Genomic DNA, 26756 nt, shown 5'->3' with positions numbered 1-26756 from the left:
CTATGTTATATAAAAACTTATGATTATAAATGCCAATCCATAAATTTATTAACACTAATTTTTATATTTAAGAATTTCTATATCTACTCCTTTATAATAATGTTTAAGTATATAATCATATTTTTCTCCTGATTTACCCATACTATTTGCTCCCCATTGACTCATTCCAACATTATGTCCATACCCATTACAATTAACTATAAAATAGTTATCTTTAAATTCTAAGGAAAATTTAGATGAATTTAACCCTAAAATTTTTCTAAATTCTGTACCTTTAATTTCTATATTATCTATTTTAATTTTTTTAATACTACCACTTTCTGTTTTATCCTTTATTATTATTTTTTTATTTATATCTTTTTTATTTATATTACACTTAGGATATTGTTTTTTTATAATTTTTATAAATTCATCATAAGTAATTTTTTTACTGCTCTTAAATTTAGGAGCCCTCTCTTCTCCTGGACTTTTTACACTTTTTAAATAAGGAACGTCACTATTAAACACATTTTCGCTATTTTCTGTTTTTCCATTACTAGTAGCAAAATAATATGGAGCCATAACTATTTCATTGTTATATACAAGTACATTTCCCTTAGTACTATTAACGCTTTCTTCTATTTTATTCCAATATTCATTTCTCTTTCCTTTTGGCCAAGATTTTATTCTTTTATCCTTAGGCATAAAAACTTGAGACTGAACACTATCACATACATCTGCATTTATTCTTTTATTATATTGATTTTCACCAAAACCTTTCATATGAGCTAAGGCATATGTTCTAGCCGCTACTGCTTGAGCCTTTAGTGCTTCTATATGAAACTCTGCTGGCATTTCCGCTGAAACAACACCCTTTACATATTCTTCTAAAGGTATTGATCTTACAACCTTTTCATTAACAAAATAAACTCTAACCTGTGGCTCTGATTCCACTTTATATTTTTTATTTATATCTACCTTTTCTTCTTGTTTTTTCTTCTCTAGCCCGATCTTATTTATGGAATTCTTAACCTTTTGCTCTTTGTTTCCACTAAAAGATAACACAAAGCTTAAAATTAACATAATACAAACAGTACTTATTATTGTTATAACTAACTTATTAATATTAGTATACCTATTTAATCTTCTCATGTTTTCCCTCTTTTCATAATAAAGTTTTCTATACAATTATATTTTTCATAAAGGTGTATTATGCTAAAAGATAAGCTAAAACTTAATTATAATTTTGTTATAAGCTTAATATTATTTCCTATATGTATACACAAATTATTATAATTTTAATGCTAAGTAAATTTTTAAAATAAACTCAAAAGTTTACATATAAATATAATAAAAAAACTCATAGCAAATAATCACCATGAGTTATTCATCATATACAATTATTAAATTTTAATTTACTCGTATAATATCTGCTCCTAATTTATTTAACTTTTCCTCTATCTTTACGTATCCTCTATCTATATGATAAACATCAGTTATTTCCGTTTTGCCTTCAGCCACTAGAGCACATAATATAAGAGCTGCTCCTGCCCTTAAATCTGTAGCTTTAACTTCTGTTCCTGTTAATTTACTTACACCTTCTATTACGGCACTTCTTCCATCTATTTTTACATCTGCACCCATTCTCTTCATTTCAGATACATGCATAAACCTATTTTCAAATATAGTTTCTGTAATAATACTGGTTCCTTTTATAGTAGACAATAAAGCCATCATTTGAGCTTGCATATCTGTTGGAAAGCCTGGATAAGGCATAGTTTTTATATCTACTGGATTTAATACTTTTCTTCCATCTACTATAGCAGTTTCTCCTTTTATTTTTATATCAACACCCATTTCTGTTAACTTTGCAATTATGGGTTTTAAATGTTCTTCTATAACACCATTTATTTTTATTTTACTCTTAGTTATAGCAGCAGCTATCATAAAAGTTCCTGCTTCTATTCTATCATATATAGGTCTATGTGTTGCTCCCTTTAATTCATTAACACCCATTATTCTTACTGTATCTGTTCCTGCTCCTATAACCTTTGCTCCTATACTGTTTAAAAATCTTCCTAAATCCTCTATTTCTGGTTCCTCTGCTGCATTCTCTATAATAGTTTCTCCTTCTGCCATAACTGATGCCATCATTATATTTTCTGTAGCCCCTACAGAAGGAAAATCTAAATAAATTTTATTTCCTATCAATTTATCTGCCACGGCTTCTACATAACCATGGCCTATATTAACTTTTGCTCCAAGGGCAGTGAATCCTTTTAAATGTAAATCTATAGGTCTTGTACCTATATTACATCCTCCAGGTAATGATATTTTAAACCTTCCAAATCTAGACATCATAGGACCCATTAATAAAAATGATGCCCTCATTTTCTTAACTAAATCACTATCAGGTTCTAAATTATCCACTGGTTTAGAATCTATTATAACTCTATTGTTAACCTCATCTATATTCACCTTAGCTGAAATACTTTTTAAAATTTCTCCAATAACAAACACATCTTCTAGCATTGGCGCGTTATCTATAACACATTTATCTCCACTCAATATACTACCTGCAATGATTGGTAATACTGAATTTTTAGCTGTACTTATGTTTACATCACCTTTTAATTTATTTCCACCATTAATCACTATCTTATCCATTATTATCCTCCATTTCGATATTACTAATATGTTAGGTTTATCTGTGGTGTTCCTAATATTAAGTAGGTTTTTTCTGAATTATATTTACATACAGCATGATTAAAATCTATTTTTTTACCACAGACCTTTATTGGAGTATATCGTTTTGTATAAGCTGTAGTGCTATATCCATTATCTATTTTTATTGTTTCTATATTCCTAGCACCATTTTTATTTAAAATTAAATTTATATCATCATTTAATTTTTTTAAATTTTTACTATTATTTTCTGCTTTTAAATATTGAAAAATATAGTCTTTTTTATTTTTAAAGCTTAAATATGACTTTAAATTATTTTTAAAATTTATAAAGCTCTTGTTTAATGTAGAACTTTTAAAATCTATCATGACTATATTTTCATCATTATATTCTTTTATACTTATATTTCCTGACATCTCTTTGTTATAAAAATATATATTATAATTACCATTTTTATTAAGGTATTTTTTATTAAAATCTTTATCTAATCTTAAATACGAACATATTTCTTTAGCAATTTCTTCATTTTGTGATTTTGCAGAAAAAGTTACATTACTTCCTACTTCAACTATATTACTATTTGTTTTATCTACTATTTCAAAAAATAACTCATCCTTATCTTTTGCTTTAGAATAATTCTTGGGTATAAATAAAACTGCTATTATAGAAAATAATAAAATAATTAATATGCCAAATTTTATTCTTTTCTTCATTTATATCTCCCCCTTTCTCTTTAGATTATTTACATAAATTTCTAATTATATTCAATCCTAATATATTATTAATATATAGTTCTCAATAAAAAGTGTGAATTGTTTTTAAAATACTTACAAAAAAAGCTTACAAGGTATACATAACTTTAATATTAAAGTTATGTATACCTTGTAAGCTATAAAAATTTCTCTAATGTTCTTTAGTTTTAATTCTAGCAATAGATCTAAACAATGCTAATTCTGCTCTTTTTACATCTATTTCTTTTTTATTTAGTAATCTTTCCTCTGCTCTTTTTTTAGCATTTTCTGCTCTATTTATATCTATATCTTCTGGTTTTTCACTAGCATCACAGATAATATATATATTTTTATCATCTACTTTTAATACTCCACTAGATGTAAATATATTTTTTTTATTGCCATTTAAATCTATATATGTCGTAATAGTTGGCTTTAAATAAGTAATCATATTGACATGATTAGGAAGTATCGCTAATTTGCCATCTAATCCTTCGGTTATTACTTCTTTTATCTCTCCAATTTTAATGTTTTTTTCAGGAGTAAATATAGTAAGTTCTATATTATCTTTCATATTATTCTCCTCTATTAACCTATTATAATTCTATTCCATTTCCTCTGCTTTCTTTAAAACCTCTTCCATGGTTCCTTGGAATAAGAAAGCTGATTCTGGAATATTATCATGTTTACCCTCTAATATTTCTTTAAAACCTTTAACAGTTTCTTTTATAGGCACATATTTACCCTGCATTCCTGTAAATTGTTCTGCTACTGTAAATGGTTGAGATAAAAATCTTTGTATTCTTCTTGCTCTACCAACTACTAATTTATCTTCTTCTGAAAGCTCATCTATACCTAATATAGCTATTATATCTTGAAGTTCTCTATATCTTTCAAGTATATTTTTAACCTTTATAGCTACATCATAATGTTCTTCACCTATTATTCTAGGATCTAGCATTCTGGATGAAGACTCTAATGGGTCTACTGCTGGATAAATTCCAAGCTCTGCTATAGATCTTGATAAAACTGTTGTTGCATCTAAGTGAGTAAATGTTGTCGCTGGTGCTGGGTCTGTTAAATCATCCGCTGGAACATATACTGCTTGAACAGATGTTATAGAACCATTTTTTGTAGATGTTATTCTCTCTTGAAGAGCTCCCATTTCAGTAGCTAAAGTTGGTTGGTATCCAACTGCACTTGGAATTCTTCCTAAAAGAGCTGAAACTTCTGATCCTGCTTGAGTAAATCTAAAGATATTATCTATAAACAACAATACATCTTGACCTTGGTCTCTAAAGTATTCTGACATTGTCAAACCTGTAAGCGCTACCCTCATTCTAGCTCCTGGTGGTTCGTTCATTTGTCCAAATACCAATGCTGTTTTTTCCAAAACTCCTGATTCTTTCATTTCATAGTAAAGATCGTTTCCTTCTCTAGTTCTTTCTCCAACACCTGTAAATACTGATAGTCCACCATGTTCTTTAGCTATATTATTTATCAACTCTTGTATTAATACAGTTTTTCCTACTCCTGCTCCTCCAAATAAACCTATTTTTCCACCTTTTTGATAAGGCGCTAATAGATCTATTACTTTTATACCTGTTTCAAATATCTCTGGTTCTACAGATTGTTCTTCAAAACTTGGAGCTGATCTATGAATAGGATAACTTTCATTTGATGTAAATTCTCCTACTTCATCTATAGGGTTTCCTAAAACATTAAATAATCTTCCTAAAACTTCTTTACCTACTGGTACTGAAACTGGACTTCCTGTATCTAAAACTTCCATACCTCTTCTTAGTCCTTCAGTACTTTCCATAGCTATAGCTCTAACTGTGTCATCTCCTATATGTTGTTCAACTTCAGCTATAACTTTTTTATCGCCAGCATTTATTTCCAATGCATTAAATAAATCTGGAAGATTTTCCGAATCAAATTTTATATCTATAATTGGTCCTATTATTTGTATAACTTTTCCTAAGTTTGGCACTATAGTACACCTCCTACCTTTGAGCTTCTGCACCACCAACTATTTCTGATATTTCTTGTGTAATAGCACTTTGTCTTAATCTATTAAATTGTACATTTAAATTATCTAGCAAATCATTAGCATTATCTGTCGCACCATTCATTGCTGTCATTCTAGAACCATTTTCACTAGCTTTTGAATTATAAAAACAATTTAATACCGTTGCTTTTAAGTAATTTTCTAAAACTTCATCCATCACCTGAGTTATTGAAGGATTAAATTCTATATATCTATTATCATTTTTATTTTCTTTAGTAAATGGTAATATTTTATTAATTAAAACCTGCTGTTTAACAGGTGAATAAAACTCTGAATATACTAAGAAAACTTCTCCTATTTTTTTAGTGCTATAAAGTTCAATTATACTCTGTGCTATAGTTCTAGCTTCTTTTGCTGTAGGAACATCAGGTATTTCTATGTATTCTGCTAAAGTTTTTACACCTAATTTCTTTAAATACATTCTTCCTTTTTGTCCTATCACTATAGCCGAAGATTTCTCTCCATCTTTTTTTATTTCATCTATAACATTGTTTATTATGTTTACATTAAAGCTACCACAAAGACCTGAATCAGATGTAAATATAACATATAGCTTATTATCACTATCATTGCCATCTATATAAATATTTTTATCTTCCATAGAGTTAATTATATCTTTTAATACTAATTCATACTTATTATAGTATTTTTTATTTATTTCTAAATTAACCCTAGCTTTTCTAAGTTTAGCAGTAGCCACAAGCCCCATAGCTTTTGTGATTTTTCTTATATTGGTTACAGATTTTATTCTTCTTCTTATTCCGATAAGCCCTGCGCCTGCCATATCTTACCTCCTTCAGAGATATTACATCTCTGATAAAAATACATTTTTAAAATCATTAATAGCTTTATCTAGCTTGCTTTTAAGCTCATCAGTTAATTGTTTCTTTTCCAATATCTCTTTTTCTATTTCTCTATAATGAGTATCCATATATTTAAATAATTCTTCTTCAAATGCTTTTATTTTATTTACAGGTATATCTGAAAGATGATTATTAACTACGGCATAAAGAATTATTATCTCTTTTTCAACAGGCATAGGTCTGTATTGAGGTTGTTTTAATATCTCAACCAATCTTTTACCTTTTTCCAATCTTTTCACTGATTCTTTATCTAAATCAGATCCGAATTGAGAGAAAGCTGCTAATTCTCTATATTGTGCTAAATCTAATCTCAATGTACCAGCTACTTGTTTCATAGCCTTAATTTGAGCATTTCCACCAACCCTTGATACTGATATTCCTGCGTTAACCGCTGGTCTTTGTCCTGCATTAAACAAATCAGCTTCTAAGAATATTTGACCATCCGTTATTGATATAACGTTAGTTGGTATATATGCAGTAACATCTCCTGCTAAAGTTTCTACTATAGGTAAGGCTGTTAATGAACCTCCTCCTAGCTTCTCTGACAATCTAGCAGATCTTTCTAGCAATCTTGAATGTAAATAAAATACATCTCCTGGATAAGCTTCTCTTCCTGGTGGTCTTCTAAGTAATAGAGACATTGTTCTATAAGCTACCGCATGCTTAGATAAATCATCATATACTATTAAAACATCTTTTCCTTTATGCATAAAGTATTCACCCATGCTGCATCCAGCATAAGGAGATAAATATTGTAAAGGAGCTGAATCTGATGCTGTAGAGGAAACTACTATAGTGTAGTCCATGGCTCCCATTTTAGTTAAGTCATTAACTATATGTGCTACTGTAGATTGTTTTTGTCCTATAGCAACATATATACATATTACATCATTATCCTTTTGGTTAAGTATTGTATCTATTGCTATAGCCGTTTTTCCTGTTTGTCTATCCCCTATAATCAACTCTCTTTGCCCTTTACCTATAGGTATCATGGAGTCTATAGCTTTTATTCCTGTTTGCAATGGTTCTTTTACAGACTGTCTATCTATAACTCCTGGTGCTTGCACTTCAACTGCTCTAGTTTCATTAGTTAAAACTGGTCCTTTCCCATCTATAGCCATCCCTAAAGAATTTACTACTCTTCCTACTAAGGCTTCTCCTACAGGTACTTCAACTACTTTTCCAGTTCTTTTTACTACATTTCCTTCTTTTATACCTTCTTCAGACCCTAGTAAAACGCAACCTACATTATCTTGTTCTAGGTTTAGAGCCATTCCATAAACATCATTTGGGAACTCTATAAGTTCTCCTTCCATACAATCTTGCAATCCATAAACTCTAGCAATTCCATCTCCAATTTGAATTATTGTTCCAGAATCTACAGTCTCTACGTTAGTATTAAATTTTTCTATTTGTTGTTTTATTATTGATGTTATTTCTTCTGGCTTTATATGCATAGTCTCACCTCTATTCTCTTTTGAGCATCATTTTTTTTATGTCTTTTAATTTTGTACTTAGAGTACCATCTAAAACGTCATCTCCAACTCTTACATATACTCCACCAAGTATGTTTTTATCTAATTCTTCTTCTAATATTATTGTTTTATTATATTTATTTTCTAATTTTTTTATTAGCTCTTCTTTTTCTTCTTTTAATAGTGGAATTACAGTTTTAACATTAGCTAAAATCATGTTATTCTTTTCTAGATATATTTTTTCCATTTCCTTTAGCTTTTCTCTTAAATACAAAATTCTATCTTTATCTATTAATACTAATAAAAATGATAAAATCTCATCGTCTACTTTATCTTTAAATATTTCAGTAAATATATCCTTCTTTCTAGAAGTGCTTATTTCTGGATGCTTTAGTACATTTAAAATATCTTCGTTATTTGTTATTACATTTACTACATCTTTTAGATCTTTTAAATATTCATCTACTTTATTGTTCTGTTCTGCTATTTCATAAAGAGCTAGAGCATATCTCCTATCTAAATATTCATACATAGCTATATACCTACCTTACTTATAAAATCCTTTATAAGTCTTCTATGCTCAAGATCATCTATAGTTTTTTCGAATGCTTTAGAAGAAACTAATACAGCAAGTTCTACTGCTTCTGTCTTTATTTCATCTTCCGCATTTTTCTTTTGTCTTTCCGCTTCTAATCTTGATCTTTCTATTATTCTATCTGCTTCTTCATGAGCTTCTTTAACAATGTCCTCATATACTGTTTCAGCTTTTGATTTATAATCTTCTACTATAGTTTTACCTTGTTTTTTTGCATTGCTTAGTTCTAATTGATTTTTTTCTTTTAGATCTAATGCTATTTTTTGATTTCTATCTGCATCTTCTATTTTAGTTATTATTTCATTTTGTCTTGAATCAACTACAGCAGTTATTTTATCAAACCAAAAATGTTTTAATATTAAAAGCAGTATAATAAAATTTAATATTGAAGCTATGACTTGCGGAATGCTTATTTCCATATATTAAAAGCCTCCCTTCGGCTTTTAATTTTACAAGTTCCTATGTAAATAGATACTTATAAAATTAAACTACCTTAGATATTAAAATTAATGCTACTATTAATCCATAAATTGCTGTTGCTTCTGAAAAAGCACTACCTATAAGAAGAGTACTCATAATCTTACCACTTGCTTCTGGTTGTCTTGAAACTCCTTCTACTGCCTTTCCTGTAGCATTACCTGTTCCTATACCTGCTCCTATACAAGCTAATGCTGCTATTCCTGCTCCTAAAGCCGCCATTCCTGATACAAATGCTTTTGGATCCATAACAAATTCCTCCTTAAATTTAAAAAAATTATATTTCTTAATTAATGTTCTGATATTACTTTTATATTAATCATAGTTAACATAACAAATATAAACATTTGAATTGTTCCATCAAACAAATCAAAATATATATGGAATGGAATAGGTATTACCAATTGTGCAAAAGAACTTACTCTAGATAAAGCTGAATAAACCAAGTCCATAATAAGTACTGCTGCAGTCATATTACCAAATAACCTTAGACTTAAAGATACTGGTAACATAATCCTTTCCAATATATTTAAAGGTAATAAAAACAAATACGGCTTCCCATATCCTGCCAAATAATGTGTTGCTCCACTTTTCTTTATGGCATATCCTTGTATTACTATAAAAGATATTACTGCTATTCCTGCCACTAGACTTAAATCTAAAGTTGGTGGTTTTAAACCTAATAATCCCATTAAATTCATAAGTAGTAGATATATCATTAATGTTCCTACATATGGGACAAATTTTTTAAATTCTGGTCCCATATTTTCATTAACTAAACCCCTAACAGAATTTAACATTATTTCCATAATTGTTTGTTTTTTATCTGGAACTTTCTTTAGATTTCTTGTCAATATAATGCTCATTAAAGATATTATTACAATAATTACCCATTGAGTTATTAAAGTTGAAGTAATACCAAACTTATATCCAAACAAATTAATATAAAATAATGGTAAAATCTTTTCCAATTCATCACTTCCTTTTATACTTCATTTTTACCTAAATTTGTTCCATAAAATATTATAGATATAAAATTTGAACTATATCCAAGTAAAAAAGGAATAATATTTTTTGTATTGTTTTTAGACAATACTAAGCCTATTACACACACGGTAATAATTCTAATAAAAAAACTTAGCATAGAAAATATAGGACTTTTATTTTTTACTACTACCATATTAGTGATTTTAGCATTTATAAACAGGTTAACATTAGATAATATTAATCCTATTAAAAAATAAAAACCATATCTAATATTAAAAATAAAACTAATAGTAATAAAAAAAATTGTTCCTATAATGATATTAAATATTATTATTTTAGAAATCATTTTTTTAATTTCTGCTATCAATTACAAATCCTCCGGAGTCATCTTTGTGATAACTTATTATATAACTTATAGTATAATAGTCAAAATTTTAATTATACTTATTTATCACCTTTTAGGCCTATTATTGGCAATTTAAACGTTTTACATACTTTTAACCATTACTTATCTCCAAATAAATATGAATTCCTTACTGTAAGAATGTTTTAAAACATTTTATGCAATTTCATCATTTAATTCACAATTCCAAATATTTTGTTTTTCATAATTTTTTTATACTTTTTTTTCAATTTTCATAATTTTTTTCAGAAAACTTATAATTTAATTATAAATTCATTATAAATTCATTATAAATTCATTATAAATATCACTGTTTTATATAGTAATTGTTACAATTTCGCAAAATAATAATGAATTAATGGTTTTTGATTCTTTCAATTGTTTTTAATAAAAAAACAATATAAATAAATAATATTTATATTGCTCTTTATTTTACCCATATTTTGTTTTATTATTTATTAATTTCAAACTCTTCTGGTCTTTTTTCTATCTTATCAAAATAGTATAATATACTATCTACTATTCTAGTTGATGCCTTACCATCCCCATATGGATTTATAGCTTTGCTCATAACATCATATTTTTGTTTGTTTTCTATTAAATCGGAGGCTTCTTTAGTTATAACTTCCTTATCTGTCCCCACAAGCTTAACTGTTCCTACTTTTACAGCTTCTGGTCTTTCCGTTACATCTCTTAGTACTAAAACTGGTTTACCTAAATGAGGTGCTTCTTCTTGAAGTCCACCTGAATCTGTCATTAACATATAACATTTATTCATTAAATTATGTGTTTCTTTTGTATCTAATGGATCTAATAAATGTACTCTTTCTAAATCTCCTAAGATACTATAAACTGTATCTCTTACCACTGGGTTTAAATGAACTAAATATACAATCTCCACATTCTTGTATTTTTCTATTATAGTTTTTAATGCATTACATATATTTTCTATACCTTCTCCCCAATTTTCTCTTCTATGAGCTGTAACCATTATTACTTTTTTATTTTTATAATCTATTTTATTTAAATCTTTATTTTCAAAAACGTAATCTTGTTCTACAGTAAACTCCATAGCATCTATAACCGTATTTCCTGTTACAAATATGCTGTCTTCATCTATAGCCTCTCTTAATAAGTTATTTTTAGAACCTATAGTAGGGGCAAAATTTAAATCTGCTATACTTCCTGTAAGTTTTCTGTTCATTTCCTCTGGGAAAGGAAAATACTTATCAAAAGTTCTTAATCCAGCTTCTACATGCCCTACTTTTATTTGCTTATAAAAACCTGCTAAGGCTCCTGCAAAAGTTGTAGTTGTATCACCATGAACTAATATTAAATTAGGTTTTTCTTTTTCAAAAATTTCTTCTAATCCTTCTAACACTCTTGTAGTTATACCTGTAAGACTTTGTTTTGATTTCATTATATTAAGATCAAAATCTGGTTTTATATCAAATAATTGTAAAACTTGATCTAACATTTCTCTATGTTGTGCTGTCACACATACCCTATTTTCTATTTCTTCTCTTTTTTCTAGTTCTTTAACTAAAGGTGCCATTTTTATAGCTTCTGGTCTAGTTCCAAATATAGTAATAGTTTTTATCTTATCCACTTTCCTTGCCTCCTTATTCTTTATGACTAAAAAATCCACATTTCCATGCTATTAATATAAGAGCTAACATTATTGCTGTAAGTAAAAAATATGACTTTTGATTACTTATTTGCATAGCTATTATAGCAAAGCTTCCTAATACAGCACTTATTAAATACATTATTATAACTGCTTGACGTTGAGTTAATCCCATATCTAAAAGCCTATGATGAAGATGACCCCTGTCTGCTTGCATTATTGGTTTTCCATTTATTTTTCTTCTAATCATAGCAAATAATGTGTCATATATAGGTAATCCTAATGCTAATATTGGTACAACTATAGCAAAAGCTGTAGCAGACTTAATAGCTCCCTCTATAGATATAGCTGCTAGCAAAAATCCTAAAAGTTGGGATCCAGTATCCCCCATAAATATGGATGCTGGATTAAAGTTATAAGGCAAGAATCCTAATATAGAACCACTTAATATACTAGTTAATATAGCTGCTTCCCATCTTTGATTTAAAACAGCTATTACAAACATTGTAATACATGAAATTAATGCAACTCCTGCTGCCAATCCATCAAGACCATCTATTAAATTTAAAGCGTTAGTTATACCTATGACCCATAATATAGTTATAGGTATAGCCAAAGCATGCAATCCCACATATAATGTAGCTTGATCAAAAGGATTAGTTATAAATTGTATTTTTAATCCACACATTATTAAACAAATAGCTGCAGCTAATTGAAATATAATCTTTTTTATAGGAGAAATATCATACTTATCATCAATAAATCCACCTATAACTATAACAGTAGATCCTAATATTATTCCTATTTCTTCTAAAGTTAGAGGGCCTTTTTTTAATATCAAGGCAACTACAAAAGATATGTATATTGCTATACCACCTAAAAGTGGTATAGGTTTTTTATGAATTTTTCTTTCATCCTTAGGTATATCTACTACACCTAGTATAAATGCAGCTTTTTTTACTATAGGTGTTAAAATAACTGATAGCACTATAGCTGTAATAGCTCCAATTATGTATAATTTTGTATCCATTATAAAACTCTCCTTAATCTAATTACAGGACTTATTATTTAATCAACATTAACTATGCCAAACCAGCTATGATAAACAAAAGAGCTATAAATCAATTTATTTTTAATTAATAAGATCCATCACCATCTAATGAATCATCATTTTCTATCCATTCCTCAACCTGTATAATTCTAAATTTTTCTTTTGAATCTCTTATAACTACTTTATCAATACCAGAATTTATTATAAATCTTTTACAAAGAGAACAAGGACCAGCATTGGCCACATATTTACCAGTATTATATTCTTTACCAACTAAATACATAGTTGATGCTATCATGTCTTGTCTTCTAGCAGATATGATGGCATTCTGTTCTGCATGAACAGATCTACAAAGTTCATATCTAGTACCTCGAGGTACCTTTAGCTCTTCCCTTTTACAATATCCTAAATCACAACAATTTTTTCTTCCTCTAGGTGCTCCTGCATACCCTGTTGCCATTATCTCATCATTCTTAACTATTATAGCAGCAAAGTTTCTTCTAAGGCATGTGCCTCTTTCTAAAATAGTCTCACATATATCTAAATAATAATTGTTCTTATCTACTCTATCCATTACGCCCTCCATATATAGTATAAATAAAATTTTAATTATAACTCTACTTTATTCTATAATAAAACCCAAATAATTAAAAGTATTTAAGAACATTTTAAGAAAATTACGACTTAAAGTAAGTTATACCACAACCTATTAAAAAGGGATGTGTGGCTACAAAGGCGTCTCAATTCGCTAAGAAATTCAAATTATATTTAAAGCATTTGCGGTAGCAAACAAATTTAATAAAATAAAAATAATGACTTCAGCAAGTTTTATTTCGTATGAACTTACTGAAGTCATTACTATCCCTACTTAGTTTGCAACTTCTATTTATAACAACTTATTTCTAGTTTAATATTTCTAATGAAAAATAATTTTGAACTATATAAAATATCTACTAAAGATTTCTGGCTATGTCAATAATTATTACATATGAAGCGGCTATTCAATTGTTCCCATTAGTAAGTAACTATATCAAAATGATAGATTTTAGATATCCACTTAAACTAAAATTTTCTTATATAAACCTAAATATTAATTATTATAACAGCTTTTAAAGGTATTAAAACAAGAAATACTTTTAGGAAAAATAGATATCTATAAAAATAATCAGAACACTTTATTTGTGAACTAATATTAGCATTCCTTTATTTTTATAGCTATCTATTGACTAAAAGTATTTCTTGTTTTAATTATCAACCTTTAAAGGATGTTAAGTCGTAATTTTCTTATTTTGTTCCGTATAGTCTGTCTCCTGCATCTCCTAAACCTGGAACTACATATCCTTTTTCATTAAGTTTCTCATCTACAGAAGCTACATATATATCTACATCTGGATGTTCGTCCATAACTTCTTTAATTCCTTCTGGAGCTGCTACAAGACACATTAATCTTATATGTTTTGCTCCTTTTTGTTTTAATAATGTTATTGCATCTTTTGCAGATCCTCCTGTAGCAAGCATTGGATCTGTAACAATTACATCTCTATCACCAATATCTTGAGGTAATTTACAGAAATATTCTACAGGTTTTAAAGTTTCCTCATCACGGTAAAGTCCTATGTGTCCAACTTTTGCCGCTGGTATTAAACTAGTCATTCCACCAACCATGCCTAAGCCTGCTCTTAATATTGGAACTATTGCTACTTTTTTACCTGATAACATTTTGCATTTTGTTTTACATATAGGAGTTTCTATTTCTACTTCCTTTAATTGTAAATCTCTTGTAACTTCATAAGCCATAAGCATAGCTACTTCTTCTACTAACTCTCTAAAATCTTTAGAACCAGTATTTTTATCTCTAATTAAGGCTAATTTATGAAGAATTAATGGATGTCCTATTTGTGTTACTTTACTCATTTATGTTTTCCTCCTAGTTATCTCTTATATTATTTTTCTATTCCCATCATTTTGTTAACTCTATTTTCATGTCTTCCACCTTGGAATTTAGCATTTAAGAAATTATCTACTATATCTAATGCTAACCCTACACCTACAACTCTTTGGCCTAGAGCTAATATATTAGCATTGTTATGTTCTCTGCATGCATGAGCACTAAAAGTGTCACTACACAAAGCTGCTCTAACTCCTTTGACTTTATTAGCAGCTATACTTATACCTATACCTGTTCCACATACTAATATTCCAAAATCAAATTCTTTAGCTACAACCTTTTCTGCAACGTTTTGTGCATAATCTGGATAATCACAGGATTCTTCTGTATATGTACCAAAGTCTTTTATTTCTATTCCTTTACCTTCTAAATGTTTTATTATTTCATTTTTCAAAGGTAATCCTGCATGATCACTTCCTAAAGCTATTTTCATTTAAAACACCTCCGCATTATTTATATTAATTTTTGCAAAAAAAGAAGATAAACCACCTATTAGTTTTGTCTATCTTCTTTTAATTTTTTTAATAATAATAAAATGATATTTTTTAATTGTTCATAAGTACTTTTATAAACTTCTATATCTCCACCAAAAGGATCTAAAATCTCACCTTTTTGTCCTACATATTCAGTTATACAAAAAATTCTATCACTATCCTCCTGAGATAAATTGGATAATAAATCTTTAGCTGAATATGTCATAGTTAATATTAGATCTGATTGATCTAATATCTCTTCATCTAATTGAATTGCTTCTCTATTAGATAGGTCTATATTAATATCTTCATTAATTATTTTACAAGCATTACCTGATGAAACACTTCCAGGCACCACAGCTATACCTGCTGATTTAGCAGTTATTTCTTCCATATCATTTAAAGAATTAAATATAGCCTCTGCCATAAAACTTCTACAGGTATTTCCTGTACAAACAAATAATATATTCATTAGTACCTCCTAATCTAAATTTATAATATCATAGCCAGCTGACTTCTTTAGCCTATTCATTATAGCTACTCCCATATCTTTTTCTTCAAATGCTTCAGATAAAATTAAATCTACATTCTTTTCATCAAAGGTTCTTAAAACATAAAACAAGTTATGGGCAATGGTGTTTAAATCTTTTCTACTTCCTATAGAAACCACCTCACCTTTTTTATAATTGTCTATAGTTTCATCTGTAGCAATAATTCCTACCTTCTTTTCTGCATCTATATAATTTTGCACCATTTCATTAATTTTTTCAATAGTTTTATTTAAATCCCCTTTAATTATTTTTAATGGAGCCTTTGGTGCATAATGTCTATATTTCATACCTGGTGCCTTTGGTCTCAATTCTTTATCTGGCTTTTTCATTATAGCTGGATCAATATATATATTAGAATCTACTTCTTTTAACATTTCTAATGTTATTCCACCTGGCCTTAAAATACAAGGTGGATCAATTGTACAATCTATTACGGTAGATTCAACACCTACTTCAGAATTATCCCCACCTAATATTGCATTTACCCTACCATCTAAATCCTCTACACAGGTTTCTAAATCTGTTGGGCTAGGTTTCCCTGATAAATTTGCTGAAGGTGCAGCTATAGGTACACCTGCCATAGAAATAAGTTCCATTGCTATTTTATTAGATGGCATCCTAATTCCTATACTATCTAAACCTGCACTAGTTTCGTTTGGTATTATATCTTTTTTCTTTAATATTATAGTCATAGGCCCAGGCCAAAATTTATCCATTAATTTTTGAGCTATAGGTGGTATTTTTTCAACTAATTTCTCTATATCTTTCACCTTAGAAATATGAACTATTAAAGGGTTATCCTGTGGTCTCCCCTTTGCTTCAAATATTTTTTTTACTGCATCTTTATCTAAAGCATTAGCTCCTAATCCATATACAGTTTCTGTAGGAAATACTACAAGCCCACCTTGTCTTAATATATTTCCAGCCTTACTTATGACATGCTCATCTATATTGTTTTCATCTAATCTCACAACTTTTGTTTTCATAATAAACACCATCCTAAGTTTTATAGTAGTTTTATTATAATCAATCCAGCTATAATACCTACTATCATATAAAAATATGAGGTAACTTTATCTCCTAAGTCTCTTGATTCTGGAATCATTTCAGCACATACAACATAAATCATTATTCCTGAAGCAAGTGATAAAAGTATACTTAAAAAATTTTTAGATATATTTGCAATATAAGAACCTAAGAATACACCAAACAATGTAGGAATTGCAGTAAGAAAAACATAAAACAAAGTTTTACTCTTTTTTTCATTAGATGCTATTAAGGGAGTGGCCACCGCTATACCTTCTGGTATATCGTGTATGGATATAATAAGTGCCATTTTCAGCCCTAATCTATTTCCTGCTTGAAACCCAACACCCATTAATATACCTTCTGGGAAATTGTGCAATATAAGACCTAGAGCCGTCATAAATGCTACCTTCTTATGCATATTTATATCTATACTATTTGTATTTTTATCAATAAAATATACAATTAGTATCCCTAGTACTAAAAAAATTGAAACTCCAAAACAATCCCATGTATTTAAAGCTTCTGGTATTAAATCAAAAATCACTATAGACAACATAAGGCCTGCTGAAAATCCCATGAATTTGCAAAGAAGTTTTTCAGAAGGGTCTTTTAAAGATATCCCTATTATAGCTCCTATCATTGTCCCTGATAAAGATATAATAGTTCCTATTACAATAATAAATAAAAGTTTACTCAAAAAATCACCTTTTTTTTATTGTTTACATATGATATTTATTATTATAATTTATCAAATATTCTAATCCATCTCTATTTCTTTTCTAAGTTCTTTTATTTTTTCTATACATTCCTCTGTAAAATGAGCATATACGCAAGTTCTATATAGTGCATCTAATAAATAATACTTTTTAAGTCCTCCTCTTTTTATAATTGTATAATAAAAATCTTTTTCAGGATCAATTTTTTTAAGTTTATAATAAAAATTTGCAGTGTAATTATGTAACTTAAGGAATTTCTCGTTAACTTTTATTATTCTTTTATTTCTAAATTTTGATGTAGTTAATAATACTATCCTAAAATCTTCTATATCATATATATTGTTATATTGCTCTATGTGAACTAATGCTACTTTATCACAAACTATATTTAATTTTCTATTTATTATCCCTAATACAATCTTCAATCTATTATTAGAATATTCAAATTTTAATTTTTCTCTGTCTGTTCTAATTATTATAGCCATTATAATTAGAACTTCAATTATAATTAAATAGCTAACATAAAAAATATCATAAATTTTATTATACAAATATAAAATTAGAGGCAATAGGATAAAAATAAAGCTCATAATCACAACAAATCTTTTATAAGATCTCTTTTGATTTCTAAGGCCTTTGTTTAAATCCATAATTACCTCTTCTTTCCTTAATTAATATTAGTTAACTCTACCTAAATCTTTCATTTTTTCCGCTTGATCTTCTGTAACTAAAGCTTCTATAACTTCATCTATATCCCCATCTAAAAAAGTTTCTAATTTATATAATGTTAAACCTATTCTATGGTCTGTAATTCTTCCTTGAGGATAATTATAAGTTCTTATTCTTTCACTTCTATCCCCAGTACCAACTTGACTTTTTCTATCTTCTGCTATAGATGCTGCTCTTTCAGCTTCTGCAGCTTCAAATAATCTAGCTTTTAAAACCTTCATTGCTTTTTCTTTATTTTTTAATTGTGACTTTTCATCTTGACATGTAACTACAAGACCTGTTGGTAAGTGAGTTATTCTTACAGCAGAATCTGTAGTATTTACACACTGTCCACCATGACCTGAGGCTCTATAAACATCGATTCTTAAGTCATTAGCGTTTATGTTTATATCTACATCGTCTACTTCAGGAAGCACAGCTACAGTAGCTGTAGAAGTATGAATTCTGCCACTTGATTCTGTATCTGGAACCCTTTGAACTCTGTGAACTCCACTTTCATATTTTAATCTACTATAAGCTCCTTTTCCTTTAACTGCTACAGTAACTTCTTTAAATCCACCTATGTCCGTAGCATTTAAACTCATAGTTTCTACTTTCCAGTTTTTTCTTTCTGCATATCTTGTATACATTCTTAATAAGTTAGAAGCAAATAAAGCCGCTTCATCTCCACCAGCACCTGCTCTAATTTCTATAAATACATCTTTATCATCGTTAGGATCTTTTGGTAATAACAATATAGTTAATTCTCTTTCTAAATCTTCTAACTTTAAAGTTAACTCTTTTATTTCTTCCTGTGCCATTTCTCTTAGTTCTTTGTCTGATTCTTCTCTTAACATCTCTTTATCTGATTCTAAATCCTCTTGTGCTTTTTTATACTCTCTATATGTATTAACTATAATTTCTAAATCAGCATGCTCTTTACAAAGTTTTTGCCATTCTTTTTGATTTGCCATAACTGAAGGGTCGCTTATTTTATTTGATAGTTCTTCATATTTATTTTCTATAAAATTAAGTCTTTCTAACATTATTTCTCACTCCGTATATATATTTTCACAATTTTATATTATATCATACTTTATAAAGCATTTACAACTAACCTGTGAATTTTAATACTTTCTAGCTTTTATAACTCTGTCTTTTCCAGCTAAATCTTTTATACATAATATATCCTTAAAACCATACTCATGTAAAATGTGAGAAACCTGTATTTTTTGATCATAACCTATTTCAAAAGCTATGGTTCCCCCATCATTTAGCACTTCTAAACTTTGCTTTATTATCCCCTCATAAAAAAACAATCCATCTTTTCCACCACACAAAGCTTCAAAGGGTTCATATTTTTTAACATCATCCATAAGTGTTTCAATAACATCTTCCCTTATATATGGTGGGTTAGACACTATAATATCAAACTTTCTTTTTCCTTTTATTGCTTCTGTAAGTAAATCACTTTTTAAAACTTTAATTCTATCTTGAAGATTATGTTTAAGTATATTTTCTTTAGTAGTATTGTATGGCACATCTTCTATATCATAGCAAATTATTTCTGTATTATTTAAAGTATATCCTATAGTAATTCCTATAATACCACTGCCACAACAAACATCACAAATTTGCTTATAATTTTTATTTTTTATTTCCTCCAAAACCGTTTCTACTAATATTTCTGTATCTGGTCTTGGTATTAATACTCCCTTTTTTATATTAAAATCTAGTCCCATAAATTCAGTTGTACCTAATATATATTTCATAGGCATTTTATTTTTTCTAAGGTCTATTAATTGAAAATATTTTTTTTTCTCTTCCTCTTTTATATGATAATCAGGATTAGTCAAAATAAACAATCTATCTTTTTTTAATGTTTTCCCTAATAAAAGTTGAGTATCTATTTGATAGCTATCTATAGATTCTTTTTTTAAAATACCATATCCTTCTACCAGCAAATCTTTTAATAACAAATTAACATCACTCCATTGAATTTTCAATTCCTTCTGCTGCTTTTAAAGCCATTATAGCTACTTCCAATTGCTTTAAATCAGGTTCTTTAGTTGTTAGTTTTTGTAACATAAGCCCTGGATATGCTATGATTTTTGCAAAATTACTATTACTTTTACCTAACCATTTTATAATTTCATAGGTAACCCCTGAAACCGCAGGCAATAATATTATTCTATATAAAATTCTTTGCCATATGTTACTCCATCCTGTAAGTGAAAATAAAAGTATGCTTACAATCATAACTAAAAACAAGAAATTCGTTCCACACCTTGGATGAAATCTTGTAAATTCTATAGCATTTTCAGGTGTTAGTTCCATATGATTTTCATAACAAAATATAGTCTTATGCTCTGCTCCATGATATTGGAACACTCTTTTTATATCTTCCATATTACTTATTAATAAAATATATAATAAAAATATAGCTATTCTTATTATTCCTTCTATTATATTTAATAATAAAGTACTTTGTATACCTATTTTTTTAAAAAAATTAGCTATAAAAGTTGGAAAAATAAAAAATACTACTGCAGATATAATAAAAGATATGAGTAATGTTATTCCAATTAAAATGTTATCTGCTTTGTCTTTAAAAACTTTATTAAACCACTTATCAAATTTAGATTCTTCAACCTGTTCTTCAAAAAATGATGCAGAATAATTTAAAGTTTTTATGCCTATTACTAAAGATTCGATAAGAGATACAAAGCCTCTTATTATTGGTAGAGAAAAGAAAAAAGTTTTTTTAGTATAAGGTGTATAGTCTTCTTTATTTACAACTATTTCTCCATTTGTTTTCCTAACTGCCGTTGCTATACCCTTTTTCCCCCTCATCATTACCCCTTCTAAAACTGCTTGTCCTCCAACGCTAGTACTTTTCCCCACTTAATCACCTCATTATTTATCTTGGAACACAATGACACTTTCTACATCTAGCTTCATAAGACTCTTGTGCACCTATTAATACTACTGGGTCAGATTTTTTCGCTGGCTTTCCATTTATAAGTCTTTGAGTTCTTGTAGCTGGATTATTGCAAACCATACATACGGCTTGTATTTTATCTACAAATTCTGCTATAGCCATAAGTTTAGGCATTGGACCAAAGGGTTCCCCTTTAAAATCCATATCTAGTCCTGCACAAATAACTCTTCTATTATTATTAGCTATTTTACTTACTATTTCAACCAAAGAATCATCAAAAAATTGTGCTTCATCTATCCCTATTACATCTGTATCATCTAAAAGTTTTTCTAATATTTCTTTACTACTTTTAACTGGTACTGACTGAATTTTATCTCCTGCATGAGACACAACATCCTGTTTACTATATCTGTTATCTATTTCAGGTTTAAAAACTTGAACTTTTTGCTTTGCTATTTCCGCTCTTCTTATCCGTCTTATTAATTCTTCCGTTTTGCCACTATACATAGGACCTGCTACAACTTCAATCCACCCATGATCTTTGGGACCATACATAAAAACACCTCCATTTTAATAAACAAGTATATTTTATCAAAACTAATTAGTATAATAAAGAATTTATTATAGGAAAAATTTACATATAATTATTTAATTCTTTATTATATTAGTATTTTTAAGTAATTTATGCAATATCCGTAATTTGTTGACTTCATTTAAATGCCTATGTTATAATAATGTAGTTAAAATAGTGATAAGACCAATTCGAAAGAGGTGAAAATAAATGAGAGAAGGAATACATCCAGAATATAACCATGACGTTGTAGTTAAATGTGCATGCGGTAATACTTTTACAACTGGATCAACTAATAAAGAATTAAAAGTAGAAATTTGTTCAAAATGTCATCCATTCTTTACTGGAAAACAAAAAATAGTTGATGCTGGTGGAAGAGTTGATAAATTCATGAAAAAATTCAACCTATCTAGCGAAGACGTTAAATAGTATAAAACCTAATCTTTCGGATTAGGTTTTATTTATTTTCTATTTATTATTTTTATTCATATCCATTTTGCTTATTATATTTACAAATTCCTCATTAGTCTTAGTTTTAGATAATATACTTAAAACTTGTTCAGTTACATTTTCCACATTATTTTCCTCATAAAGAAGCTTTCTTATATTAAATGCAGTTTCTTTTTCTAAAGAATCTGTAAATAATAAATCATCTCTTCTTGTACCTGATTTATAAATATCTAAAGCAGGGAATATTCTTCTTTCTTGAAGTTTTCTATTAAGATGTACTTCCATATTTCCAGTACCCTTAAACTCCTCAAATATCATGTCATCCATTCTACTTCCTGTTTCAGTTAAAGCTGTAGCTAATATGGTTAAGCTTCCACCATTTTCAATATTTCTAGCTGCCCCAAAAAATTTCTTTGGCATTACTAATGCACCAGGATCTAATCCACCTGATAATGTCCTACCTGTTGGGGTAATAGTTAAATTATATGCTCTAGACAATCTTGTTATACTATCTAATAATATAACAACATCCTGTCCTTGCTCTACCATTCTTTTAGCTCTTTCTAAAACCATATAAGTAACCTTTGTATGATGCTCTGGCTCTTCATCAAAGGTTGAGTATATTACTTCTCCTTTAATAGATCTTTGCATATCTGTTACTTCTTCTGGTCTCTCATCAATTAAAAGTACTATAAGTTTACATAATGGATTATTTCGGGAAATGCTTTGGGCTATCTTTTTTAGAAGAGTAGTTTTACCTGCTTTAGGAGGGGCTACTATCATTCCTCTTTGTCCTTTTCCTATAGGTGATATTATATCCATTAATCTTGTAGATAAGTCTTGTGAACTTGTTTCAAGTTTAATCCTTTCATTAGGATATATAGGTACTAAGCTTTCAAAAGGTTTTCTTCCTACTGCTTTTTCAGGATTTTCTCCATTTACCCTTTCTACGTATATTAAAGCTTTAAACTTTTCTCCATCCTTTGGTATTCTAACTTTTCCTTCAACTTCGTCACCTGTTCTTAAATTAAATCTTCTTATTTGTGATGGAGATACATATATATCTTCGGGACCTGACAAATAATTTTGTCCTCTTAAAAATCCATAATTATTATTTTCTATAATCTCCAAAACACCTTTAGCTCTTTGTGATTCATTTATCATCTCTTTTAATCTTTCCGCTTTATTTTCTTCGCTGTTTTTCATAAGAGAATTAGTTTTTTCTTCATTGACACTATTTTCTTTAGTGATTTTATTATGTATATAGTTTCCATTTTTTATAACTTTAGGTGATATTTTTTCAACTAAAATTTTTCCATCTTTCTCTATAGCTGTTGACTGTGAAGTTTTTATTTCTTCTATAAGTTCACTTTTTTTAAACTTAGAAATATTTTTTATATCAAGCTTTTTAGCTATTTCTCTTAATTCTTTAACGGTCATGCTTTCATAATCCTTATTTATCAAAAAAATCCCCTCTCTCTATTAAATTATATATATTAAATAACAGGAAAATATCAAAACTTAGGTTAAAAAGAGTAGTTAAATTTTAGAAAATCTTTCAAAATAGATTATACCCTATTTATGTATTTTAATCCATATATAAATAAAAATAAAGAGTAACTTTTAAAAGTTACTCTAAACCATCATATATATTTTATCAAAAATCTGATTTTGTTTATATACTCTTTCTTCTATGGTAGATTTGTTACCTATGTAAAATAATGGTATGCCTAATATTTCACACCCGCCTACAATAATTTCTCTTTTTAAAAATTCATCTATATTATAATTATATTTGTGAATATTATTGCATATATGACACTTAACAGTAATTGCAATATTCCCTTTATTGCTTTTATTAATTGTGAGCCCTAATTCATATTCATTTATTTTAGAAGTATTGAATAAAGAAAAATCTACTAATTCATATTTCCCAAAGGTATTTTTAATAGCTATACCTAATTCTGTTTGTATTATCATAGGACTCCATCTCCCCTCTCATAATTTTACAATTCATAACAAACTTATATATTTTTCATTAACTTTTTCATTTCTCTTGTTATTATATTTCTATAAATATATGTTAAATCCTTCAAGTATTATTAGTTTAATATTTACTTTTAAAAATATCTTTCCTATAAATTAATAGCTTATACAAGAAAAACAACAACACCAAAATTACTCATTTTTATAAATTCTGATGTTGTTGTTTATTAACATATATTAAATCTTAAATAATATATAAAATTTATTTTTTATCTAAAGTAGCTTTTACAAAATCTTTAAACAATGGATGTGGTTTATTAGGTCTTGATTTTAATTCCGGATGAAATTGAACAGCTACATACCAAGGATGATTATTTATCTCTACTATTTCTACTAGTCTATCATCTGGACTTGTTCCTGATAATATTAGACCTGCTTCTGTTAGCTTACTCCTATATTCATTATTAAATTCATATCTATGTCTATGTCTTTCATATACAATCTCTTGCCCATAAGCTTTTTCTGCATTTGTACCCTTAAGTAATTTACAAGGATAGGATCCCAATCTCATAGTTCCTCCCATATCATCTATATCCTTTTGTTCTGGCATTAAATCTATTACTGGATATTTTGTATTTGGATCTATCTCTGCACTATGAGCACCTTTATAATTTAATACATTTCTCGCAAACTCTATTACTGCACATTGCATTCCAAGACATATTCCTAAAAAAGGTATTTTATTTTCTCTTGCCCATTTAGCAGACCATATTTTCCCTTCTATTCCTCTATCACCAAATCCACCTGGTACCAATATACCATCCGCATCTTTTAAATACTGCTCAAAATTATTTTCATTTACTTCTTCAGAATTTATCCATTTTATATTCACCTTAGTATCATTAGCATAACCACCATGGTTTAAAGCTTCCACTATTGATATATAAGCATCATGTAATTCTACATACTTACCTACCAAAGCTATAGTAGTATTCTTAGAAAGATTTTTTGCATTATTCACCATTGATATCCATTCTGTATTATCTATTTTACTGTAATTTAGGCCTAATTTCTTGCATACTAAAGTATCTAAATTTTCTTTATGTAGCATTAATGGTACTTCATAAAGATTTTCTGCGTCTAAATTTTGTATGACATCCTCTTTATCTACATTACAAAATAATCCTATTTTCTCCTTTAATTCCTTTGGTATCTGTTTTTCTGATCGACAAACTATGATATCTGGCTGTATCCCTATTCCTCTAAGTTCTTTAACTGAATGTTGGGTAGGCTTTGTCTTTAACTCCCCTGCTTTTCCTAAGAAAGGTAGTAAGGTTACATGAATAAAGCATACATTTTCTCTTCCAACTTCGTATTTGATTTGTCTTATAGACTCTAAAAAAGGTAGGGATTCTATATCCCCTATAGTTCCACCTATTTCAGTTATAACTACATCTACTTCCTTTTCTTTAGCTACCCTATATACTCTAGATTTTATTTCTGTAGTTATATGAGGTATTACCTGCACTGTGGCACCTAAATAATCACCTTTTCTTTCTTTAGATATAACAGACCAGTAAATCTTTCCTGTAGTTACATTACTATTTTGGCTTAAATTTTCATCTATAAACCTTTCATAATGGCCTAAATCTAGATCTGTTTCTGCACCATCCTCTGTTACAAATACTTCACCATGTTGATAAGGGCTCATTGTTCCTGGATCTATATTTATATATGGATCAAATTTTTGTATTGAAACCTTAAGTCCTCTATTTTTTAAAAGTCTCCCTAAAGAAGCTGCTGTTATTCCTTTCCCTAATGAAGAAACAACCCCACCTGTTACAAATATATATTTAGTGCTCATACGCTCTCCTGCTTTAATATATAATAAAGCAGTTTTCACCTCCAAAGTTTAAGTTTGTATTATTCTGCACCAAATTTACATAAAATCTATTGACATCATTAGAATTTTAATATATAATAATCCTTACCTTTAATATTTAAAATCGCGATTTTATGTAAATTTTTATGGATTCAAAAAACATACCTATATATAATAACACAAATTATTATGTTGTGCTATATTTTTTCGTTAATTTTTATTTTATGTTGTCTAAAATTTCTCCTGCTTCAAAAAACATATCTCTTATTTTCTTATTTAATAATAATTTCTTTTCTGCTTCCTCTATATTATTACATATACCTTCATAATCACTAATATTAAAATCTTTTTTCAAGTTTTCTATTTCTATGCAATTATATTTTCTTAATAATAAAAATAATAAATACCTGCATTCATTATCTCTCACTATGTTTATCATTTCATATTCAGATATACCTTTATATTTACATAACAATTTTATTATATTTTCATATTTTGAGTTTGTAAAATAATTCATAATAACACCTCTTACGGTTTTTATTATAATTTTGTCCATA

General features: G+C 28.1%; 30 protein-coding genes. 1 reads left to right on the top strand and 29 read right to left on the bottom strand.

The features are described 5' to 3' along the window. Positions 1 to 54 precede the first annotated feature (54 nt). The 25 genes from spoIID to ACYUDJ_RS03755 all read right to left on the bottom strand — a co-directional run bounded on the left by spoIID (position 55) and on the right by ACYUDJ_RS03755 (position 21865). Positions 55 to 1131, bottom strand: coding sequence for a stage II sporulation protein D (gene spoIID, locus ACYUDJ_RS03875; RefSeq protein ID WP_042385920.1), 1077 nt, complete (start codon positions 1129 to 1131; stop codon positions 55 to 57). A 258-nt stretch (positions 1132 to 1389) separates the two neighbouring features. Further along, positions 1390 to 2646: a UDP-N-acetylglucosamine 1-carboxyvinyltransferase gene (gene murA / locus ACYUDJ_RS03870; RefSeq protein WP_003487852.1), complete on the bottom strand. Its 1257-nt coding sequence runs from the start codon at positions 2644 to 2646 to the stop codon at positions 1390 to 1392. A 23-nt stretch (positions 2647 to 2669) separates the two neighbouring features. Next, positions 2670 to 3377 carry a YwmB family TATA-box binding protein gene (locus ACYUDJ_RS03865; RefSeq protein ID WP_003487853.1) on the bottom strand — a complete coding sequence of 236 codons (708 nt, stop codon included), beginning with the start codon at positions 3375 to 3377 and terminating at the stop codon, positions 2670 to 2672. Positions 3378 to 3567: 190 nt separating this feature from the next. Continuing rightward, on the bottom strand, positions 3568 to 3969 hold the full coding sequence (locus ACYUDJ_RS03860; protein ID WP_043030923.1) for a F0F1 ATP synthase subunit epsilon: 402 nt from the start codon (positions 3967 to 3969) through the stop codon (positions 3568 to 3570). Positions 3970 to 3999: 30 nt separating this feature from the next. After that, a complete protein-coding gene (gene atpD / locus ACYUDJ_RS03855) occupies positions 4000 to 5388 on the bottom strand; it encodes a F0F1 ATP synthase subunit beta (protein WP_003487857.1) in 1389 nt (462 codons plus the stop codon). Positions 5389 to 5401: 13 nt separating this feature from the next. After that, positions 5402 to 6250, bottom strand: a complete 849-nt coding sequence (gene atpG / locus ACYUDJ_RS03850) for an ATP synthase F1 subunit gamma (RefSeq protein ID WP_043030922.1) — start codon at positions 6248 to 6250, stop codon at positions 5402 to 5404. Between the two features lie 21 nt (positions 6251 to 6271). Continuing rightward, on the bottom strand, positions 6272 to 7786 hold the full coding sequence (gene atpA, locus ACYUDJ_RS03845) for a F0F1 ATP synthase subunit alpha (RefSeq protein WP_003487862.1): 1515 nt from the start codon (positions 7784 to 7786) through the stop codon (positions 6272 to 6274). A 10-nt stretch (positions 7787 to 7796) separates the two neighbouring features. Next, complete coding sequence (locus tag ACYUDJ_RS03840) at positions 7797 to 8336, bottom strand: F0F1 ATP synthase subunit delta (protein ID WP_003487864.1); 540 nt, start codon at positions 8334 to 8336, stop codon at positions 7797 to 7799. Between the two features lie 2 nt (positions 8337 to 8338). Continuing rightward, positions 8339 to 8818 (bottom strand): F0F1 ATP synthase subunit B, encoded by a 480-nt coding sequence (locus tag ACYUDJ_RS03835; RefSeq protein WP_003487867.1) that lies wholly within the window; start codon positions 8816 to 8818, stop codon positions 8339 to 8341. A gap of 64 nt (positions 8819 to 8882) precedes the next feature. After that, entirely contained in the window at positions 8883 to 9125 is a 243-nt protein-coding gene (atpE, locus tag ACYUDJ_RS03830; protein ID WP_003487868.1) for an ATP synthase F0 subunit C, read from the bottom strand. 41 nt (positions 9126 to 9166) lie between these two features. Beyond that, positions 9167 to 9847 (bottom strand): F0F1 ATP synthase subunit A, encoded by a 681-nt coding sequence (locus tag ACYUDJ_RS03825; protein ID WP_003487869.1) that lies wholly within the window; start codon positions 9845 to 9847, stop codon positions 9167 to 9169. Positions 9848 to 9861: 14 nt separating this feature from the next. Beyond that, entirely contained in the window at positions 9862 to 10230 is a 369-nt protein-coding gene (locus ACYUDJ_RS03820; protein ID WP_003487870.1) for an ATP synthase subunit I, read from the bottom strand. 487 nt (positions 10231 to 10717) lie between these two features. Then, a complete protein-coding gene (wecB, locus tag ACYUDJ_RS03815; protein WP_042385924.1) occupies positions 10718 to 11875 on the bottom strand; it encodes a non-hydrolyzing UDP-N-acetylglucosamine 2-epimerase in 1158 nt (385 codons plus the stop codon). Between the two features lie 13 nt (positions 11876 to 11888). Further along, a complete protein-coding gene (locus ACYUDJ_RS03810; RefSeq protein ID WP_003487872.1) occupies positions 11889 to 12923 on the bottom strand; it encodes an MraY family glycosyltransferase in 1035 nt (344 codons plus the stop codon). Positions 12924 to 13029: 106 nt separating this feature from the next. After that, entirely contained in the window at positions 13030 to 13518 is a 489-nt protein-coding gene (locus ACYUDJ_RS03805) for a deoxycytidylate deaminase (protein ID WP_003491904.1), read from the bottom strand. A 710-nt stretch (positions 13519 to 14228) separates the two neighbouring features. Continuing rightward, entirely contained in the window at positions 14229 to 14858 is a 630-nt protein-coding gene (gene upp, locus ACYUDJ_RS03800; protein ID WP_003487874.1) for a uracil phosphoribosyltransferase, read from the bottom strand. A gap of 29 nt (positions 14859 to 14887) precedes the next feature. Beyond that, positions 14888 to 15325: a ribose 5-phosphate isomerase B gene (gene rpiB / locus ACYUDJ_RS03795; protein ID WP_003487875.1), complete on the bottom strand. Its 438-nt coding sequence runs from the start codon at positions 15323 to 15325 to the stop codon at positions 14888 to 14890. 59 nt (positions 15326 to 15384) lie between these two features. After that, positions 15385 to 15837 (bottom strand): low molecular weight protein arginine phosphatase, encoded by a 453-nt coding sequence (locus ACYUDJ_RS03790; RefSeq protein WP_030032878.1) that lies wholly within the window; start codon positions 15835 to 15837, stop codon positions 15385 to 15387. A gap of 9 nt (positions 15838 to 15846) precedes the next feature. After that, positions 15847 to 16902, bottom strand: coding sequence for an L-threonylcarbamoyladenylate synthase (locus ACYUDJ_RS03785; RefSeq protein ID WP_043030919.1), 1056 nt, complete (start codon positions 16900 to 16902; stop codon positions 15847 to 15849). Between the two features lie 20 nt (positions 16903 to 16922). After that, positions 16923 to 17642 (bottom strand): ZIP family metal transporter, encoded by a 720-nt coding sequence (locus ACYUDJ_RS03780; RefSeq protein WP_080333472.1) that lies wholly within the window; start codon positions 17640 to 17642, stop codon positions 16923 to 16925. Positions 17643 to 17702: 60 nt separating this feature from the next. Then, the gene (locus ACYUDJ_RS03775) at positions 17703 to 18311 is read right to left on the bottom strand and encodes a hypothetical protein (RefSeq protein ID WP_003487879.1); all 609 of its coding nucleotides are present in this window, start codon (positions 18309 to 18311) and stop codon (positions 17703 to 17705) included. Between the two features lie 27 nt (positions 18312 to 18338). Continuing rightward, positions 18339 to 19418, bottom strand: coding sequence for a peptide chain release factor 1 (gene prfA / locus ACYUDJ_RS03770; protein WP_172819847.1), 1080 nt, complete (start codon positions 19416 to 19418; stop codon positions 18339 to 18341). A gap of 78 nt (positions 19419 to 19496) precedes the next feature. Then, positions 19497 to 20348, bottom strand: a complete 852-nt coding sequence (prmC, locus tag ACYUDJ_RS03765) for a peptide chain release factor N(5)-glutamine methyltransferase (RefSeq protein ID WP_042385933.1) — start codon at positions 20346 to 20348, stop codon at positions 19497 to 19499. 7 nt (positions 20349 to 20355) lie between these two features. Further along, positions 20356 to 21273 carry a DUF1385 domain-containing protein gene (locus ACYUDJ_RS03760; protein ID WP_003487885.1) on the bottom strand — a complete coding sequence of 306 codons (918 nt, stop codon included), beginning with the start codon at positions 21271 to 21273 and terminating at the stop codon, positions 20356 to 20358. Positions 21274 to 21289: 16 nt separating this feature from the next. Beyond that, positions 21290 to 21865: a thymidine kinase gene (locus tag ACYUDJ_RS03755; protein WP_003356155.1), complete on the bottom strand. Its 576-nt coding sequence runs from the start codon at positions 21863 to 21865 to the stop codon at positions 21290 to 21292. A 226-nt stretch (positions 21866 to 22091) separates the two neighbouring features. On the opposite strand from ACYUDJ_RS03755, the gene rpmE reads away from it, so the two are divergent. Beyond that, complete coding sequence (gene rpmE, locus ACYUDJ_RS03750) at positions 22092 to 22310, top strand: 50S ribosomal protein L31 (RefSeq protein ID WP_003487888.1); 219 nt, start codon at positions 22092 to 22094, stop codon at positions 22308 to 22310. A 39-nt stretch (positions 22311 to 22349) separates the two neighbouring features. Here rpmE and rho read toward each other — a convergent pair whose 3' ends face one another. The 4 genes from rho to ACYUDJ_RS03730 form a co-directional block, all read right to left on the bottom strand. Beyond that, the gene (gene rho, locus ACYUDJ_RS03745; protein WP_042385937.1) at positions 22350 to 23795 is read right to left on the bottom strand and encodes a transcription termination factor Rho; all 1446 of its coding nucleotides are present in this window, start codon (positions 23793 to 23795) and stop codon (positions 22350 to 22352) included. Between the two features lie 171 nt (positions 23796 to 23966). After that, the gene (locus ACYUDJ_RS03740; RefSeq protein WP_003487891.1) at positions 23967 to 24311 is read right to left on the bottom strand and encodes a hypothetical protein; all 345 of its coding nucleotides are present in this window, start codon (positions 24309 to 24311) and stop codon (positions 23967 to 23969) included. A 268-nt stretch (positions 24312 to 24579) separates the two neighbouring features. Beyond that, the gene (locus ACYUDJ_RS03735; protein WP_042385940.1) at positions 24580 to 26181 is read right to left on the bottom strand and encodes a CTP synthase; all 1602 of its coding nucleotides are present in this window, start codon (positions 26179 to 26181) and stop codon (positions 24580 to 24582) included. Positions 26182 to 26416: 235 nt separating this feature from the next. Next, positions 26417 to 26716 (bottom strand): hypothetical protein, encoded by a 300-nt coding sequence (locus ACYUDJ_RS03730; RefSeq protein ID WP_042385942.1) that lies wholly within the window; start codon positions 26714 to 26716, stop codon positions 26417 to 26419. Between the last annotated feature and the right edge of the window lie 40 nt (positions 26717 to 26756).

The sequence above is a fragment of the Clostridium sp. CTA-6 genome, from assembly GCF_054768115.1.
This window is presented reverse-complemented; position numbering and strand designations above follow the sequence as displayed.